Below are 13,964 nucleotides of genomic sequence, written 5' to 3' on the forward strand. Positions count from 1 at the left end.
AATGAGGGAACTGACAGAGAAAGACGTGCTGCTGCGCGTCCCGAGCGAGGACAAGTACGACGCGATCCGTCGCGTGGGGCAGAAACTGGTGGACAACGGCTATGTGGAGGCCGGCTACATCGACGGCATGATTGCGCGCGAGGACAGCATGACCACGTACATCGGCAACGGGGTCGCAATTCCGCATGGCATGCCGGAGTCAGTCCCCTTCATCCGCGAATCGGGCATTGTGATTGCACAGTACCCCCAGGGTGTGGACTTTGGCGACGGGAAAGTGGCTCGGCTGGTGATTGGCATCGCCGGGCGTGGTGAAGAGCACGTGGAGGTGCTCGGGAAAATTGCCACGGTGTGCATGGAGGAAGACAACGTCGATGCCATGGCCAACGCCGCCGACGCCAAGCAGATCCTGGACATCATCCGACGGGAGGGCCTGTGATGAAGGCCGTGCACTTTGGCGCTGGCAACATCGGCCGCGGATTCATCGGGCAGCTGCTGCACCAATCCGGGTACGACTTGGTGTTTGCCGACGTGGCGGACACGCTGGTGGATGAGATCAACCGGCGCGGACGATACCGTGTGTGTATCCTGGGGGAATCCATGCAAACCGAATCTGTCACGGGCGTGCGGGCGGTGCGCCTGCACTCTCCCGAATGCGTGGATCACGTCGTCGATGCGGACGTGGTGACGACGGCCGTAGGTGTCGGCAACCTGGATGCGGTGGCCGGCGTTCTGGCAGAAGCTATCCGCCGGCGCGCCGCGTCCGGCAGGGGCGGCTATCAAAACGTGCTGGCGTGCGAAAACGCGCTGTATGCCACCCATCGGTTGAAGCAGGCAGTATGGGCGCGGCTCGACGCGCCGACGCGAAACTTTGCCGAGGAATACGTCGGGTTTGCCAATGTGGCGGTGGACCGGATTGCTCCTAACCACCGGCCGGCAGTGGGAACCGAGCCGCTCGACGCGTTTGTCGAGCCGTTCTTTGAGTGGGACGTCGAGCGCGGCGCGCTGAAAGGGGACGTAAAGATTCACGGAGTTCACCTGGTGGATGACCTGGGTCCGTACCTGGAGCGGAAGCTATTCTTGCTCAACGGTGCACACGCCATCTTGGCCTATATCGGCTACTTGGCAGGATGCTGGACTATCGATGAGGCCGCACGCGACGGCCGAGCAGCGGACACAGCCCGTGGCGCACAGGCTGAGGTTGCGGCCGCCCTGGCGCGGAAGTATGAGCACACATTTACCGAAGCCGATGTAGCCGCGTACGCGGACCGTGTGTTTGAGCGGTTTCGAAATCCGCACCTAGGCGACGAGGTTGTCCGCGTCGGGCGTGACCCCGTACGGAAGCTGGGACCCGAGGACAGACTGGTTGCACCGCTTCGACTGTGTCGCACGTATGGTCTGCCCACTGATCACTTGGTCACCGGCATCGCAGCCGCATATCGGTTCGACCACCCGGGCGATGCCCAGGCGCAGCGCCTGCAGGAGTCCATCCGTAAGCAGGGCATCGAATCAACCGTGCGGTCCGTGAGCTGCTTGCAGGATGAGGACCTGGTCGGCGCTGTTGTGAAGGCGTACGAGCGATTGGTGGACCTGAAGAGAACAAGTCGTTAAATCACTGTTGACGAAGCGGAATACTATTAAATAAAATGAGGGAAACGTAGATATCTTCATGAATCTGGTTGTCACGGCCGACTGGTTCACCAGAGGTACGGAGTTCATCTTTCCGTGCCTTATTTTTTTAGATCTTTTTTGGTCATTTATGGTCAGAGTGCAGGAGGATGATGAAACGATGACGTTAAAGTTTGCCTATTGGGTTCCTAATGTCAGCGGAGGATTAGTCATTTCCAAGCTTCCTCAACGAACCGATTGGTCGTTTGAAGCAAACGCCCGGTATGCTCGAATTGCAGAGCAGGCAGGGTTCGAGTTCGCCTTGCTTCAGACCCGATTCACGGCGAGTTATGGAGCCGAGAATCAGCTGGAGGCTATAACTTTGGCGGCCGCATTGGCAAGTGTCACGGAGAAGCTGAACCTGATTGCGGCGGTCTTGCCTGGTTTATGGCACCCTGGCGTGGTGGCAAAGATGATTGCAACGTTGGATCACATCAGTCGTGGACGCGCGGCGGTGAATATTGTAAGCGGTTGGTTCAAGGGCGAGTTTCATGCGTACGGAGAGCCATGGTTGGATCATGACGAACGGTATCGTCGTTCCGAAGAGTTCATCCGTGTGCTGCGAGAGATGTGGACGAAAGAAACAGGCACTTTCCACGGGGATTTCTATCGGATAAATCAGGCGCCGCTCAAACCCAAGCCCATATCCCAGCCTCTCATCTTTCAGGGGGGGAACTCAAAGGCCGCCAGACAGATGGCTGCCAGGGTATCCGACTGGTACTTTATGAATGGTAATACGCTTGACGGATTGAAGGCCCAGATTGATGAAGTGAAAGAGTTGGCCGCACAAGCGGGAAGAGCGCTTAAGTTCGGTGTCAATGCCTTCGTGATCGTGAGAGATACAGAAGAAGAAGCAAAGCAGGTGCTTCGAGACATTGTCGAGCACGCTGACATTGCGGCTGTGGAAGGGTTCAGGGATCAGGTCCGCTTTGCTGGCAAAGCCTCTCCGGAACAGGAGGGAATGTGGGCCCATTCGACTTTCGAGGATTTGGTTCAATACAATGACGGCTTCAAGACTGGGCTCATTGGAACGGCGGAAGATGTGGCGGATCGAATCATCGAACTCAAGAAGATCGGCGTGGACCTGATTTTGACAGGATTCTTGCATTATGATGAGGACCTGAAAGCATTCGGAGATCAGGTGATTCCGCTGGTACGCAAAAAAGAAGCAGTGGAAGTGGTCTGACAGACAACACGTGAATCAATGAGAAGCAGAGAAGTAGCCGCTGTAGATCGGTCAAATAAAAGGATCGGAAAGTTCCGTTAAGTGATACTACACCATTCTTGGTCTATGAACGTGCCATTTGCCCGACGAACTCGACGGGGCCAGTGGTACGCCTTCCACAGTTCATTCATCATAACGTTATATCGAATACAGATTATTCACCTCGAAATCATCAACATTTTATTGAGAAGCGAGTGAGCCCTACATATACTAAACTTAGCTCATCGGAGTTTATGGAATTCATGAGCTGCATCGGAGAGATGAGGAGGATGCCGAATGACCCGTATTGCTCTGGTTTCTGGAAGCCCATCGGAGCCATTCCGACTCGCGACTACACTGGAGTGGCTCAGTGAACATTTCGAAACCCATGGCATTGATACGCAAATCATCCTGGTTCGGGATCTGCCGCCTGAGGACTTGTTGCACGCCAGGACCCAGAGCGCAACGATTTCCCGAGTGAACCAGATCATTTTGGATGCGGATGCGGTGGTCATCGGAACTCCAATCTATAAGGCGTCGTATACCGGCGTGCTCAAGGCTTACTTAGATTTACTGCCAACCGGAGCGCTGGAGAACAAGCCGGTTTTGCCGGTGGCCGTGGGCGGCACCATCGCCCATCTGTTGGCCTTGGAATACGCGCTGAAGCCGGTCTTGTCCGTGCTGGGAGCTACCACTTTGGAGAAGAGTGTGTTTGGGTTGGACACGCAGTTTATACGCAATGAATCGTCCGGCGGATATGATATCGCCCCAGACCTGCAGGAACGACTGTCAGAGGCTGTGCAAGCGCTCATAAAGAGATTCGATCCGGTAGCTTTGCGCTTGTCGTGAGTTCGCGCCAAGAGCAGCACTGAGGACATTGAGCCAAGCAGGACCCATGGAGGTGGATGTGTTATGGAATTGTTTTGGTTCATACCCACGCACGGCGATGGTCGTTATCTGGGAACCCGACAGGGCGCGCGGGCTGTGAATCACGCGTATTGCCGCCAAATCGCACAGGCCGCAGACGAAGTTGGGTTTTCAGGAGTGTTGTTGCCGACTGGTAAGTCGTGCGAGGATGCCTGGATTGTGGCGTCCACCATTGCGCCGTTCACCAAGCGCTTGAAGTTTCTCGTGGCGGTTCGCCCAGGGTTGATGTCACCGACGTTGGCGGCACGTATGGCGGCCACGTTGGATCGGTTTTCCGATGGCAGACTGCTCATCAATGTGGTGACCGGCGGGGATCCGGTAGAAAACGCCGGGGACGGCCTGTTTCTGCCACACGACGAGCGGTACGCCCTGACCGACGAGTTCCTGTCGGTATGGAGACGCCTCCTGTCCCAGGAAGGCAAGGTAGATTATGCAGGCGAACGTCTTCGCATTGAGGGTGGGGAGGTACTCTATCCACCGGTACAAAAGCCTTATCCAGCATTGTACTTTGGCGGTTCATCGCCTGCGGCGATGGAAGTTGCAGCCCGACATGTCGATGTATATCTCACCTGGGGAGAACCGCCTGCTCAGGTTGAGGAGAAGATATCCAAGGTGCGGAAGCTGGCGGAGGAGCAGGGGCGAAAACTGCGGTTCGGCATCCGGCTGCACGTGATTGTTCGGGAAACAGCGGATGCGGCCTGGAAAGCTGCAGATGAACTCATCCAGTACTTGGATGACGACACGATTGCAGCGGCGCAACAAATATTTGCACGCATGGATTCCGTGGGTCAGCAGCGGATGAGTCAGCTGCATAAAGGAGACAGGTCGCACCTGGAGATCAGTCCGAACCTGTGGGCGGGCGTGGGATTGGTCAGGGGAGGTGCCGGCACGGCACTGGTCGGTGATCCAGAAACGGTGGCGACGCGCATCAAGGAGTATCAGGAACTTGGTATTGAGACTTTCATTCTTTCCGGTTATCCCCACCTGGAGGAGGCATACCGGGTGGCCGAACTGTTGTTCCCTCTGCTCCCCGTTGAGACAAACCGAAATGCGGATGAGCGTTCCTATATCAGTCCGTTCGGCGAAATGATTGCCAATGAGTTGATTCCGGAATCGCGCGATTCCGTGGCCTCAGGGGCGGCGAGCTCATAAGGTCCCCTGCGACTCGAGACAACAGGTCTGGCAAAAGGTGCAACCGGGCGTCCAGCGAGGGGGAGAATGGATGAGAATACGGAAAGGCGTCGTGCGGACGGCTGCCGTCGCGCTGATGACGGCGCTGGCAACCGCCGCTTGCTCTCCAAGCAACACAGGCAACAGTACCCACACATCCACACAAAATAAGCACCTTCCGAAGGTGATCCGGCTGGATTACGCTTACTACTCTCCTTTGAGCTTGGTGCTGAAGAGCCAGGGCTGGGCAGACAAGACGTTTGCCAAGGAAGGAATCAAGGTGCAATGGGTTTTGGACCAAGGGAGCAATACAGCGATTCAGTATTTGGACAGCAACAGCATTGATTTCGGAACGACCGCTGGCGGAGCGGCTGTGGTGGCGGTAGCCAAAGGATCACCGATTGAAGGGGTATACGTGGCCTCCAAACCGGAATGGACGGCCTTGGTCGTCGATAAAGACTCAGACATTCATAGCGTTGCCGACTTAAAGGGGAAGACCGTGGCCACTACGCTGGGGACGGATCCATACATTTTTTTGGTCCGGGCCCTTCAACAATCCGGGTTGTCCGTAAATGATGTAAAGATTGTAAATCTCCAACACAACAATGGCGCCGACGCATTGTTGAGGCACCAGGTGGATGCGTGGGCGGGACTGGATCCCTACATGGCCAAGCTGCAAGTCCAGGATGGAGCGAAATTGATCTATCGCAACCCAGATTACAATTCCTACTGCGTTTTGAATGTGCGAGATGATTTCGCCAAAACATATCCGGATGCGGTACGACAGGTCTTGCAGTTGTATGAAAGGGCCAGGACATGGACGAAATCCCATCCGCAACAGGCGTTGAAAATCGTGGAACAGGACGCCAACCTGCAGCCCTCGGTGGCCAAGGTGGTCATGGATCGGAATGATTTTCTAGATCCGGTCCCATCAGCGGCGGAGCGTCAGACCTTGGTGGAGACCGGACAAGTTCTCCAGCAGTCGAACATCATTCCGAAGAGCGCAGACGTTAAACAGGTGGTCGCCAAGTATCTTCAGCCTCAATTTGCGCAGCAGGTCGCGAAGTGAGGATGAGATGGGAGCCATCTGATGGGGGAGGGCTCGTATGTCGGTTTCACCATCCGCCCGCAGACTGGTACAAAGAGTTCTGGTCGGCATTGTGATTCCCGTTGTGGTCGTGGTTCTATGGCAAATTCTCTGTCAACGCGGTGTGTTCCCGTCCGATCTGCTGCCGGCACCCAGTGCCATTTGCCAGGCATTCTTGGCCATGGGAAGCAACGGAACTCTTTGGGCTGATGTGGATGCGACATGTGTCCGGCTCGTCCTAGGGTTTGTGTTTGGTGCTTTGGCGGGGCTTGTTCTGGGCGCATTGGTCGGTTTTTTCGAAACGCTCGAATGGCTGATTGACCCGATGATCCAATCTGTGCGATCCGTCCCATCGCTTGCATGGGTCCCCTTGTTCATCCTTTGGATGGGCATTGGTGAGGGCTCAAAGATCACGCTGATTGCCGTGGGTGTCTTTTTTCCCGTGTATTTAGCCACGATGAACGGCATTCGATACGTGGACAGGAAACTGCTTGAAGTCGGTCAAGTGTTTCGGTTTCCCCGGTGGAAATTGATTTGGCGCATCACCATTCCCAGCAGCTTGCCGGCTATCTTCACCGGGCTTCGGGCGGGGTTAGGGCTCGGGTGGATGTTTGTGGTCGCGGCGGAACTGATGGGGGCCAGTCAGGGATTGGGCTACTTATTGGAGACCGGACAAAACACGTATGCCCCGGAGTTGATAGTGGGCAGCATCGTTCTCTTTGCCATTCTGGGCAAGGTCTCAGACGGCATTCTGCGTGTTTTGGAGCGAAGGTTGTTGCATTGGCATGACAGCTTTGGCAACCGCGAGACTGGATGGCCGCAGACACGGGGTTCGCTGGACACGCAAGCACCAGGGCACTAGGGGGATGGTGCATGCTGGAAATTCGTGAGTTAACCAAAGTATTCAAGAACGGGAAGGTTGCCTTTGAGGACATATCTTTCCGCGTTGGGCCTGGGGACATTGTCGGCATCCTGGGGCCAAGTGGGTGCGGGAAGAGCACGTTGCTGCGTGTCATCGCGGGCTTGGAGCAGGCCGAATCGGGAGTAGTGAGCTTTTACGGCCAGCAGGCGGGCAGCCAAATCCAAGATGCGGTGGGTGTGATTTTCCAAGAGCCGAGGCTCATGCCATGGTTACCGGTCTCGGACAATGTGTCATTCGGTCTCCAGGCTTCAAGGAAAACCAGGCATCAAGAAGCTTCGGCAATTTTGGAAAAAGTAGGCTTGCGGGGGTATGAATTATTTTACCCTCGCCAGTTATCCGGTGGGATGGCGCAACGCGTTGCGATTGCCAGAGCGTTGGTCGCGTCCCCGGACATTTTGCTGTTGGATGAGCCGTTCAGTGCATTGGATGCGTTCACGCGGATGCAGCTGCAAGACCTGTTATTGGAGATTTGGGCAGAGAACCGCTGCACGTTGCCGTTGGTCACTCATGACATTGACGAAGCGCTCTATCTCTGCAACACCATCGTCGTTATGCAAGGGCAACCGGGGCGTGTGGCGGAGGTGGTCACTCTGCCTGCGGACAGGCTTCACACCCGCGACCTGGAGTCGCTGGCAGACGTGAAGAAATCTATCTTCAATATTTTGAAGCTGCAGGGGGCCAGTTTGGCATCCAGGCAGAGTCGAACCGCACCCCAGTCCACAGGTTCGTCTCTGACCGTTTCGGAACCTATCCCGTCGAATACAACGTCTGGAGGAATGTAAATCGCCATGGACAGGGGACAGCGCTTTCTGGCCAGTCTGCGTGACGGCCGAAACGTTTGGCTGGACGGTCAACGGGTGTCGGATGTCACAAAGCATCCGGATTTCACGGGAACGCTTCGTACCATTTCACGCTTGTTCAATACCTTGGATACCCCAGGCATTCAAGAGCAGATTGGATTCGTGAGTCCGCGGTCGGGGAGTTATGTTCACAACGCGTTTCTCGTGCCCAAAAGCCAGGAAGATTTGGGCCGCCGTACGGCGGCGTTTGCACATTGGGCCGAGCAAACCCAAGGTGTAATGAGCCGCTTGTCCGACTATGCCAGGTCGATGGTGACCGGATGGTATGCAGTGCGCGAGGCGTTCGCCGCGGATGATCCGCACTTTGTCGAGAAAATCACCCGGTACTACGAAACGGCCAGAGACGAAGATCGGTTCTTGACCACCGCCCTGCTCGATCCCCAAATCAATCGAGCCAAGCGAATCGACGACGAGAATCCCGATGCGGTGTTGCGTATTGTACGGGAGAATTCGGACGGCGTGGTTGTCCGTGGGGCCAAAATGATTGCTACGGCCGCGCCTTATACGCACGACTTTTTGATCTTCCCTTTTTACCACGTGGATGCGGCCCATCCTGAATACGCACATGCCCTCATTGTGCCCGCCAACCTTCAGGGCCTTCATATTGTCTGCAGGGAGTCGTTCGCGTCGGCGGACACGGAACAGCATCCGCTCAGCAGTCGATATGACGAGATGGACGCCGTGCTGATCTTTGACGACGTCCTGGTACCGTGGGAGCGCGTGTTGCTGAAGGACAATCCAGACGCAGTGTGGCGGCTTAGGCAAAACACTTCGGCGAACGCTCTGGCATTCCATCAAACAGTTGTTCGGGCGTTGGCCAAACTCCGGTTTGTGACGGGGGTCGCCTGCGCCGTGGCGGAGGCGATTGGGGTCAACGGCTTTCTCCACGTCCAGGAGAAACTGGGGGAGCTGTTGACCCAGGTTGACACCCTGCAGGCTCTCGTCACGGCTTCGGAAGTGTATTCCTATCTCGATGAATTTGGCAACCAAATTCCGGCCATCGGGTATCTGGAAACAGCCCGCAACCTTAACAGTCGATACTATCCGCGTGCAATCGAGATTTTGCAGCAAGTCGGAGCCGGCGGATTCATGCAGGTGCCATCACGCGCCTCTGCTTACGAAGGAACGGTGTCTGATCTGATTGACAAGTACTTCGCTGGAGCCACTGTGCCCGCGAGTGCCAAGATCAAGCTGTTTCAACTTGGGTGGGACCTTATCGGCAGTCAGCTGGGCGCTCGGCACCAGCTGTATGAACGATACTACGCGGGTGATCCGGTACGCATGTATGCCAATCAGTACCTCCATGCTGACAAGGGACCATACACCCAGCCGGTGTGGGATCTCATCCGCCAGTCAGAGGAGTGAGGGCCGGTCCAGGTCGACGGCTGTGCAGCAACGACGGTCGACTGGTTCCCGTCCGGCAAGGAGTGAGCACAGGGATGAAGCACGACAGGATCTATCTCAACGCCTTTGTGATGAATTGCGTAAGTCACCAATCTCCAGGGCTCTGGACGCATCCGTCGGACCAAGGGTACCGCTATACGGATATCGATTTCTGGGCCGAATTGGCCCAGACATTGGAGCGCGGTCGGTTTGACGCCGTGTTTTTGGCGGACGTACTGGGAGTGTATGACGTCTATCAAGGCTCGCGGGATGCAGCAGTTCGGCATGCCGCTCAGGTCCCGCTCAATGATCCGGATGCTGATTGTGCCGGTCATGGCGCAGGTCACAACCCGTTTAGGTTTTGGTGTCACGGCATCAGTCAGTTATGAGCCTCCTTATCTATTTGCGCGCCGGATGTCCACGCTGGATCACTTGACCAAGGGGCGAGTGGGCTGGAATATCGTGACTTCCTACTTAGACAGCGCAGCGCGCAACCTGGGCCTCCAGCGACAGGTGGATCACGATGCCCGTTATGACATCGCCGAGGAATACCTCGAGGTTTGCTACAAGCTCTGGGAAGGCAGCTGGGAAGACGATGCTGTCGTGCGGGATCGCAGGCGAGGGGTCTACGCGGAACCCGATAAGGTGCATGCCATTGGACACCGTGGCACCTATTTCACTGTTCCCGGAATCCATCTTTGCGAGCCCTCTCCCCAGCGCACGCCGGTGTTGTACCAGGCAGGGGTGTCCAGGCGAGGGCGCGCGTTCGCGGCACGCCACGCAGAGTGTGTGTTCATCATTGCACCGACCTTGGCCATGGCCAAGACATATGTGCAGTCTATCCGGGCGGAGGCAGAAAAGATCGGCCGAGACCCGTCGCAAATCCGCGTTTTTTCCATGTTCACACCCATTGTTGGCCGGACCCAGGCGGAGGCGGAAGAAAAGTACCTGGATTACATCCAACACGCAAGCTACGAGGGGGCGCTCGCCCTGTACGGGGGATGGAGCGGTCTGGACCTTTCCAAATACGGGCCGTCGGAGCCACTGCAATATGTCCGCAATGACGCCATTCACTCAGCGGTGGAAGTCTTTACAAAAATGGATCCGGACCGTCAGTGGACCGTGGAGGAAATCGCCCGGTTTATCGGCATTGGCGGCCGGGGGCCGGTGTTCGTGGGCACTGCGGAACGTATTGCCGACGAGATGAAAGCCTGGGTGGACGAAGCGGGCGTGGACGGATTCAATGTCGCGTATGCCGTCATACCCGGGACGTTTGTGGATTTTGTCGACATGGTCGTCCCCACGCTCCAGAAGAGGGGGCTCGTATGGAACGATTATGTATTCGACACGCTGCGGGGCAACCTGTACGGCGGCCGTCCGCACTTGCCTGACGACCATCCCGGGAGACAAGTGCAGGTGAGAAACTAGCGCTTTTTGAGAGGCGAGGTCAAGCGAAGCGGTGCTCCTTTTCACTCCCTTGTTGTCCAATGGCAACGGGGCATGCATAAGGCCGCGGGTGTCCGGAAGGAGGCATAATGGTGCAGTCCAACGTGGTCTTGAAACAACAACCCGTTGTACGAATGAATCCCTTGCAACGCACGACCCAGTTCTTCGCGGCAGTCATGGAGAGATATCTGCCGGATCCGTTTGTGCTTGTGATGATGCTGACCCTGGTGATGCTCCTTTTAGGCATCACGGTTTCTCATCAGAGTTTGCCGGCGATGGTGCGGGATTGGTCGAACGGTTTTTGGGGGTTTTTGGAGTTTTCCATGCAGGTCGCGTTGGTGGTGGTGACGGGATACGCCTTGGCGGTATCTCCGCCAGTCGCCAAACTTTTGAACTGGTGTGCCTCCCGTGTCCACAGTCCTCGCGGCGCGATTGTGTGCGCGACCGTGGTCTCGTGCATCGCTTCCTACATCAATTGGGGATTCGGGTTGATTGCCGGGACTTTGATGGCGCAGCAACTCGCGAAGCGGATTCGTGGTATTCACTATCCGCTGTTGATTGCGAGCGCCTATTCAGGATGGATTGTGTACGGCCTCGGGGTGTCCGCGACCATTCCTATCACCCTGGCCACGGCTGGCAATCCGTTCGCGGCGTCGATTGGCGGATTGATCTCCTTGCGGCACACTGTGTTTCTTCCGGCTGTTGTGGTGGATGCAGTCGTCCTGATGGTCACCCTGCCCACACTCAATATCCTCATTCACCCGAAGCGTGACGCCGTGTTCGATATCAATCCGTCTTCATGGGAAACGACGGATAGACAGGACAGCGTGCCGGTGGCCAGGACGCCGGCCGAGAAGTTAGAGAGGATGCGGCTGCTGAATGTCATCATGGTGCTCATGGGAGCCGGCTTCCTGGGCTATCATTTTTCCTCCGGTGGGTCTTTGGACATTGACACATTGAACGCTATCTTCCTCTTTTGTGGGTTGTTGTTTCATGGCACTCCGGCAGCCTATGTTCGCGCTGTGTCAGAAGGCGTTCGAAGCATTGGCGGCATTGTGCTCCAGTTTCCGTTTTACGCCGGCATTATGGGCATGATGAAATCCTCAGGACTGGCGGTCGCCATTTCCAAGTGGATGGTTGATATCTCAACTGTGCACACCCTGCCTCTGTTTGGACTTTTGAGCTCTTTTCTCATCAATTTCTTTGCTCCTTCTTCAGGGGGGCATTGGGCGATTCAGGGACCATTTATGATTGAAGCGGCCAAAAGCCTGGGGGCCGATGTGGCGAAGACCAGTATGGCCGTGCAGATGGGCTGCTCATGGAACGACTTAGTGCAACCCTTTTGGCTGATTCCCATTTTAACGCTGGCTCGTTTGAGCGTCCGCCAGATTATGGGCTACACCATCGTACCCTTCTTCTGGGTAGGTATCGTCTACGTCGTGACCGTCTTGATTTGGTAGCACCGGAGTTTGCGCGGAGGCCCAACTGACCGTAACCGCTTCACTGGAAAGACCTGCGGTGAAATGTCAAGGGGGTGATGAAATGAGTTATGTAAACTCGACTTGAAATAAAGCATCACTCCCTCATCGAGGATGAATGGAAATTTCATCCTGATATCGGTGAAGTCTCAAGGTGCTGTTGTTCAGGTTCAGCCTGTCGCCCGCCTTTCGTCGTAGATTTGGCCGTTGCTCAGCAGCGCATAGACCAGTCGCACGAATTTTCGGGCCGTCAGAACCAATCCACGTTTGTGGTGGTGTGTTGTCGCTTCGCGGTACTTCTTCTGGTAAAACTCGGCGTACTCCCTGTTGTGTACCCGCAACGAGTTCGCCGCCTCTATCAGGTAGTACCGCAGGTAATAGTTGCCCGACTTTGTCAACTTGGTGTCATCGGCCCGAAATTGGCTCGATTGGTGCACGGACCATGTCAAGCCAGCGAATTTCGCGAGGGCAGCTTGGTCGTCGAAACGAGAGATGTCTCCAATCTCGGAGACAATGCCGGCCGCAATCACTGGCCCGATGCCGGGTACGGTATCGAGGGTCTGCGGAATCGCCGCCAAATGGCGAGCGATGACCTTATCCAGTTCCTTCAGTTGTCGCTGCAGGAACTGAATGTTGCTGAGCGTCATCGACAGCGTAACCTCAATCGCGTCGGCCATGGCTGGATTCAGCCGGTACGCACGCTGAGCGAGCCGCTTGAGCTCCCGGGCTAACTCTTGCGGGTCACGCAACCGGTTGTTGCCATGCTCCGCTATGAACTGGGCCAGTTCTTCTAACGGACGCTCTGCGACCTCATCCGGTGTCAGTTCGGAGAGAACAGCGGTGACTGCCTTGCCGAACGGGTCGCTAAAGGGGTTCTGTTGGTCGTCGCGCAGCGGCGAGAACTTGAGAAAAATCATGCCCAGCGCCCGATTCTTCTCCCGGATGAGATTCTGCACCAGGTTGTAGCGAAAGCGTGTCAACCGCTGCAGAGCGGCATAGCGCGGGTCTTGTGGCAACGTGGGGCGCAGCCCCCCAAAACGCAGCCGGTCGGCGATGACCCAGGCATCCATCGCATGGGTTTTCGGCAGCTTGGTATAAGCCTTCTTAAACCCATCCACCAATGACGGATTGAGGACAAAAATCTCTGTGTCAAAGGGCTGGAGGGCGTCGTTTTGTGAGAGAAACTCGTGCAAGTGCCACCAGTACAGGTTGGTGGCCTCCATGCCGATTCGAAGCTGCGTGGAACCGGTGGATTCAAGCAACTCCAAAAGCTTGTCCAGGAGCTTCTCGGCGCCCACGAGGTCATTGGTGTAGGTCAATGCTCCGGACACGGGTTTGCCCTGCTCGTCGATGACGCGGACGACAAAGTTGCTCAGGCCGAGATCGATACCGACATACAGACATGCCATTGTCAGATTCACCTCCTGTTTGGCAGGGTGCGGGCGTCTGAGTCGCTGGGGTATCCCCGAGCCGCGGGTGTATCTCTCAGCCTCGCGTGATGAGAACTCGCCGGCCGCTCCCTGGGTACACCCGCATGCTGCTGTCATACGGGAAGGAGACGGACGGGGGACCGCCTGCGAGTCAAAGATCACACACCCGCATCGGGGAGACAGTCTTTCCGAGAAGTTCACCCAGGCGGTGACTACAGGAGGACACCAGAACTGCCCCGGACCCTACGCTTAAGGTCATTATCTCTGGGGATACCCCAGCGACTCAACCCTTTAGCCCTGTGTGTTTGTAGTTGACATAAAAGACCTTGGTCTAAATCAAATCATACGAGGAGGGTTTTGCATGCCATCTGAAGCTATCCAGGGAAGCGTCT

13 protein-coding genes are annotated in these 13,964 nt (G+C 56.2%); 12 read left to right on the top strand and 1 reads right to left on the bottom strand.

Features of this window, described 5'->3' with window-relative positions; genetic code table 11:
- Position 1: 1 nt before the first annotated feature.
- The 12 genes from ASH01S_RS14000 to ASH01S_RS14050 all read left to right on the top strand — a co-directional run bounded on the left by ASH01S_RS14000 (position 2) and on the right by ASH01S_RS14050 (position 12,124).
- Entirely contained in the window at positions 2–436 is a 435-nt protein-coding gene (locus ASH01S_RS14000) for a PTS mannitol transporter subunit IIA (RefSeq protein ID WP_067929073.1), read from the top strand.
- Positions 436–1,608, top strand: coding sequence for a mannitol-1-phosphate 5-dehydrogenase (locus ASH01S_RS14005; RefSeq protein ID WP_067929074.1), 1,173 nt, complete (start codon positions 436–438; stop codon positions 1,606–1,608). Before ASH01S_RS14000 ends, ASH01S_RS14005 begins: the two co-directional genes overlap by 1 nt.
- A gap of 178 nt (positions 1,609–1,786) precedes the next feature.
- The gene (sfnG, locus tag ASH01S_RS14010) at positions 1,787–2,851 is read left to right on the top strand and encodes a dimethylsulfone monooxygenase SfnG (protein ID WP_067929080.1); all 1,065 of its coding nucleotides are present in this window, start codon (positions 1,787–1,789) and stop codon (positions 2,849–2,851) included.
- Positions 2,852–3,166: 315 nt separating this feature from the next.
- Positions 3,167–3,718 carry an NADPH-dependent FMN reductase gene (gene ssuE, locus ASH01S_RS14015; RefSeq protein WP_067929075.1) on the top strand — a complete coding sequence of 184 codons (552 nt, stop codon included), beginning with the start codon at positions 3,167–3,169 and terminating at the stop codon, positions 3,716–3,718.
- Between the two features lie 63 nt (positions 3,719–3,781).
- Positions 3,782–4,948, top strand: a complete 1,167-nt coding sequence (gene ssuD, locus ASH01S_RS14020) for an FMNH2-dependent alkanesulfonate monooxygenase (RefSeq protein WP_067929076.1) — start codon at positions 3,782–3,784, stop codon at positions 4,946–4,948.
- A gap of 70 nt (positions 4,949–5,018) precedes the next feature.
- Positions 5,019–6,035: an aliphatic sulfonate ABC transporter substrate-binding protein gene (locus ASH01S_RS14025; RefSeq protein WP_083517191.1), complete on the top strand. Its 1,017-nt coding sequence runs from the start codon at positions 5,019–5,021 to the stop codon at positions 6,033–6,035.
- A gap of 37 nt (positions 6,036–6,072) precedes the next feature.
- Complete coding sequence (locus tag ASH01S_RS14030) at positions 6,073–6,915, top strand: ABC transporter permease (RefSeq protein WP_083517192.1); 843 nt, start codon at positions 6,073–6,075, stop codon at positions 6,913–6,915.
- Positions 6,916–6,926: 11 nt separating this feature from the next.
- On the top strand, positions 6,927–7,757 hold the full coding sequence (locus ASH01S_RS14035) for an ABC transporter ATP-binding protein (protein ID WP_083517193.1): 831 nt from the start codon (positions 6,927–6,929) through the stop codon (positions 7,755–7,757).
- 6 nt (positions 7,758–7,763) lie between these two features.
- Complete coding sequence (locus ASH01S_RS14040; protein WP_067929077.1) at positions 7,764–9,200, top strand: 4-hydroxyphenylacetate 3-hydroxylase family protein; 1,437 nt, start codon at positions 7,764–7,766, stop codon at positions 9,198–9,200.
- 74 nt (positions 9,201–9,274) lie between these two features.
- Positions 9,275–9,607: a hypothetical protein gene (locus tag ASH01S_RS19585; protein WP_306302867.1), complete on the top strand. Its 333-nt coding sequence runs from the start codon at positions 9,275–9,277 to the stop codon at positions 9,605–9,607.
- Positions 9,552–10,646: an LLM class flavin-dependent oxidoreductase gene (locus ASH01S_RS14045; protein ID WP_306302868.1), complete on the top strand. Its 1,095-nt coding sequence runs from the start codon at positions 9,552–9,554 to the stop codon at positions 10,644–10,646. The genes ASH01S_RS19585 and ASH01S_RS14045 overlap by 56 nt, the downstream gene beginning before the upstream one ends.
- A gap of 110 nt (positions 10,647–10,756) precedes the next feature.
- Positions 10,757–12,124 carry a short-chain fatty acid transporter gene (locus ASH01S_RS14050; protein ID WP_217996334.1) on the top strand — a complete coding sequence of 456 codons (1,368 nt, stop codon included), beginning with the start codon at positions 10,757–10,759 and terminating at the stop codon, positions 12,122–12,124.
- Positions 12,125–12,312: 188 nt separating this feature from the next.
- Here ASH01S_RS14050 and ASH01S_RS14055 read toward each other — a convergent pair whose 3' ends face one another.
- Positions 12,313–13,551: an IS110 family RNA-guided transposase gene (locus tag ASH01S_RS14055; protein WP_067929078.1), complete on the bottom strand. Its 1,239-nt coding sequence runs from the start codon at positions 13,549–13,551 to the stop codon at positions 12,313–12,315.
- Between the last annotated feature and the right edge of the window lie 413 nt (positions 13,552–13,964).

The organism is Alicyclobacillus shizuokensis NBRC 103103, from assembly GCF_001552255.1.
Lineage (GTDB): Bacteria > Bacillota > Bacilli > Alicyclobacillales > Alicyclobacillaceae > Alicyclobacillus_G > Alicyclobacillus_G shizuokensis.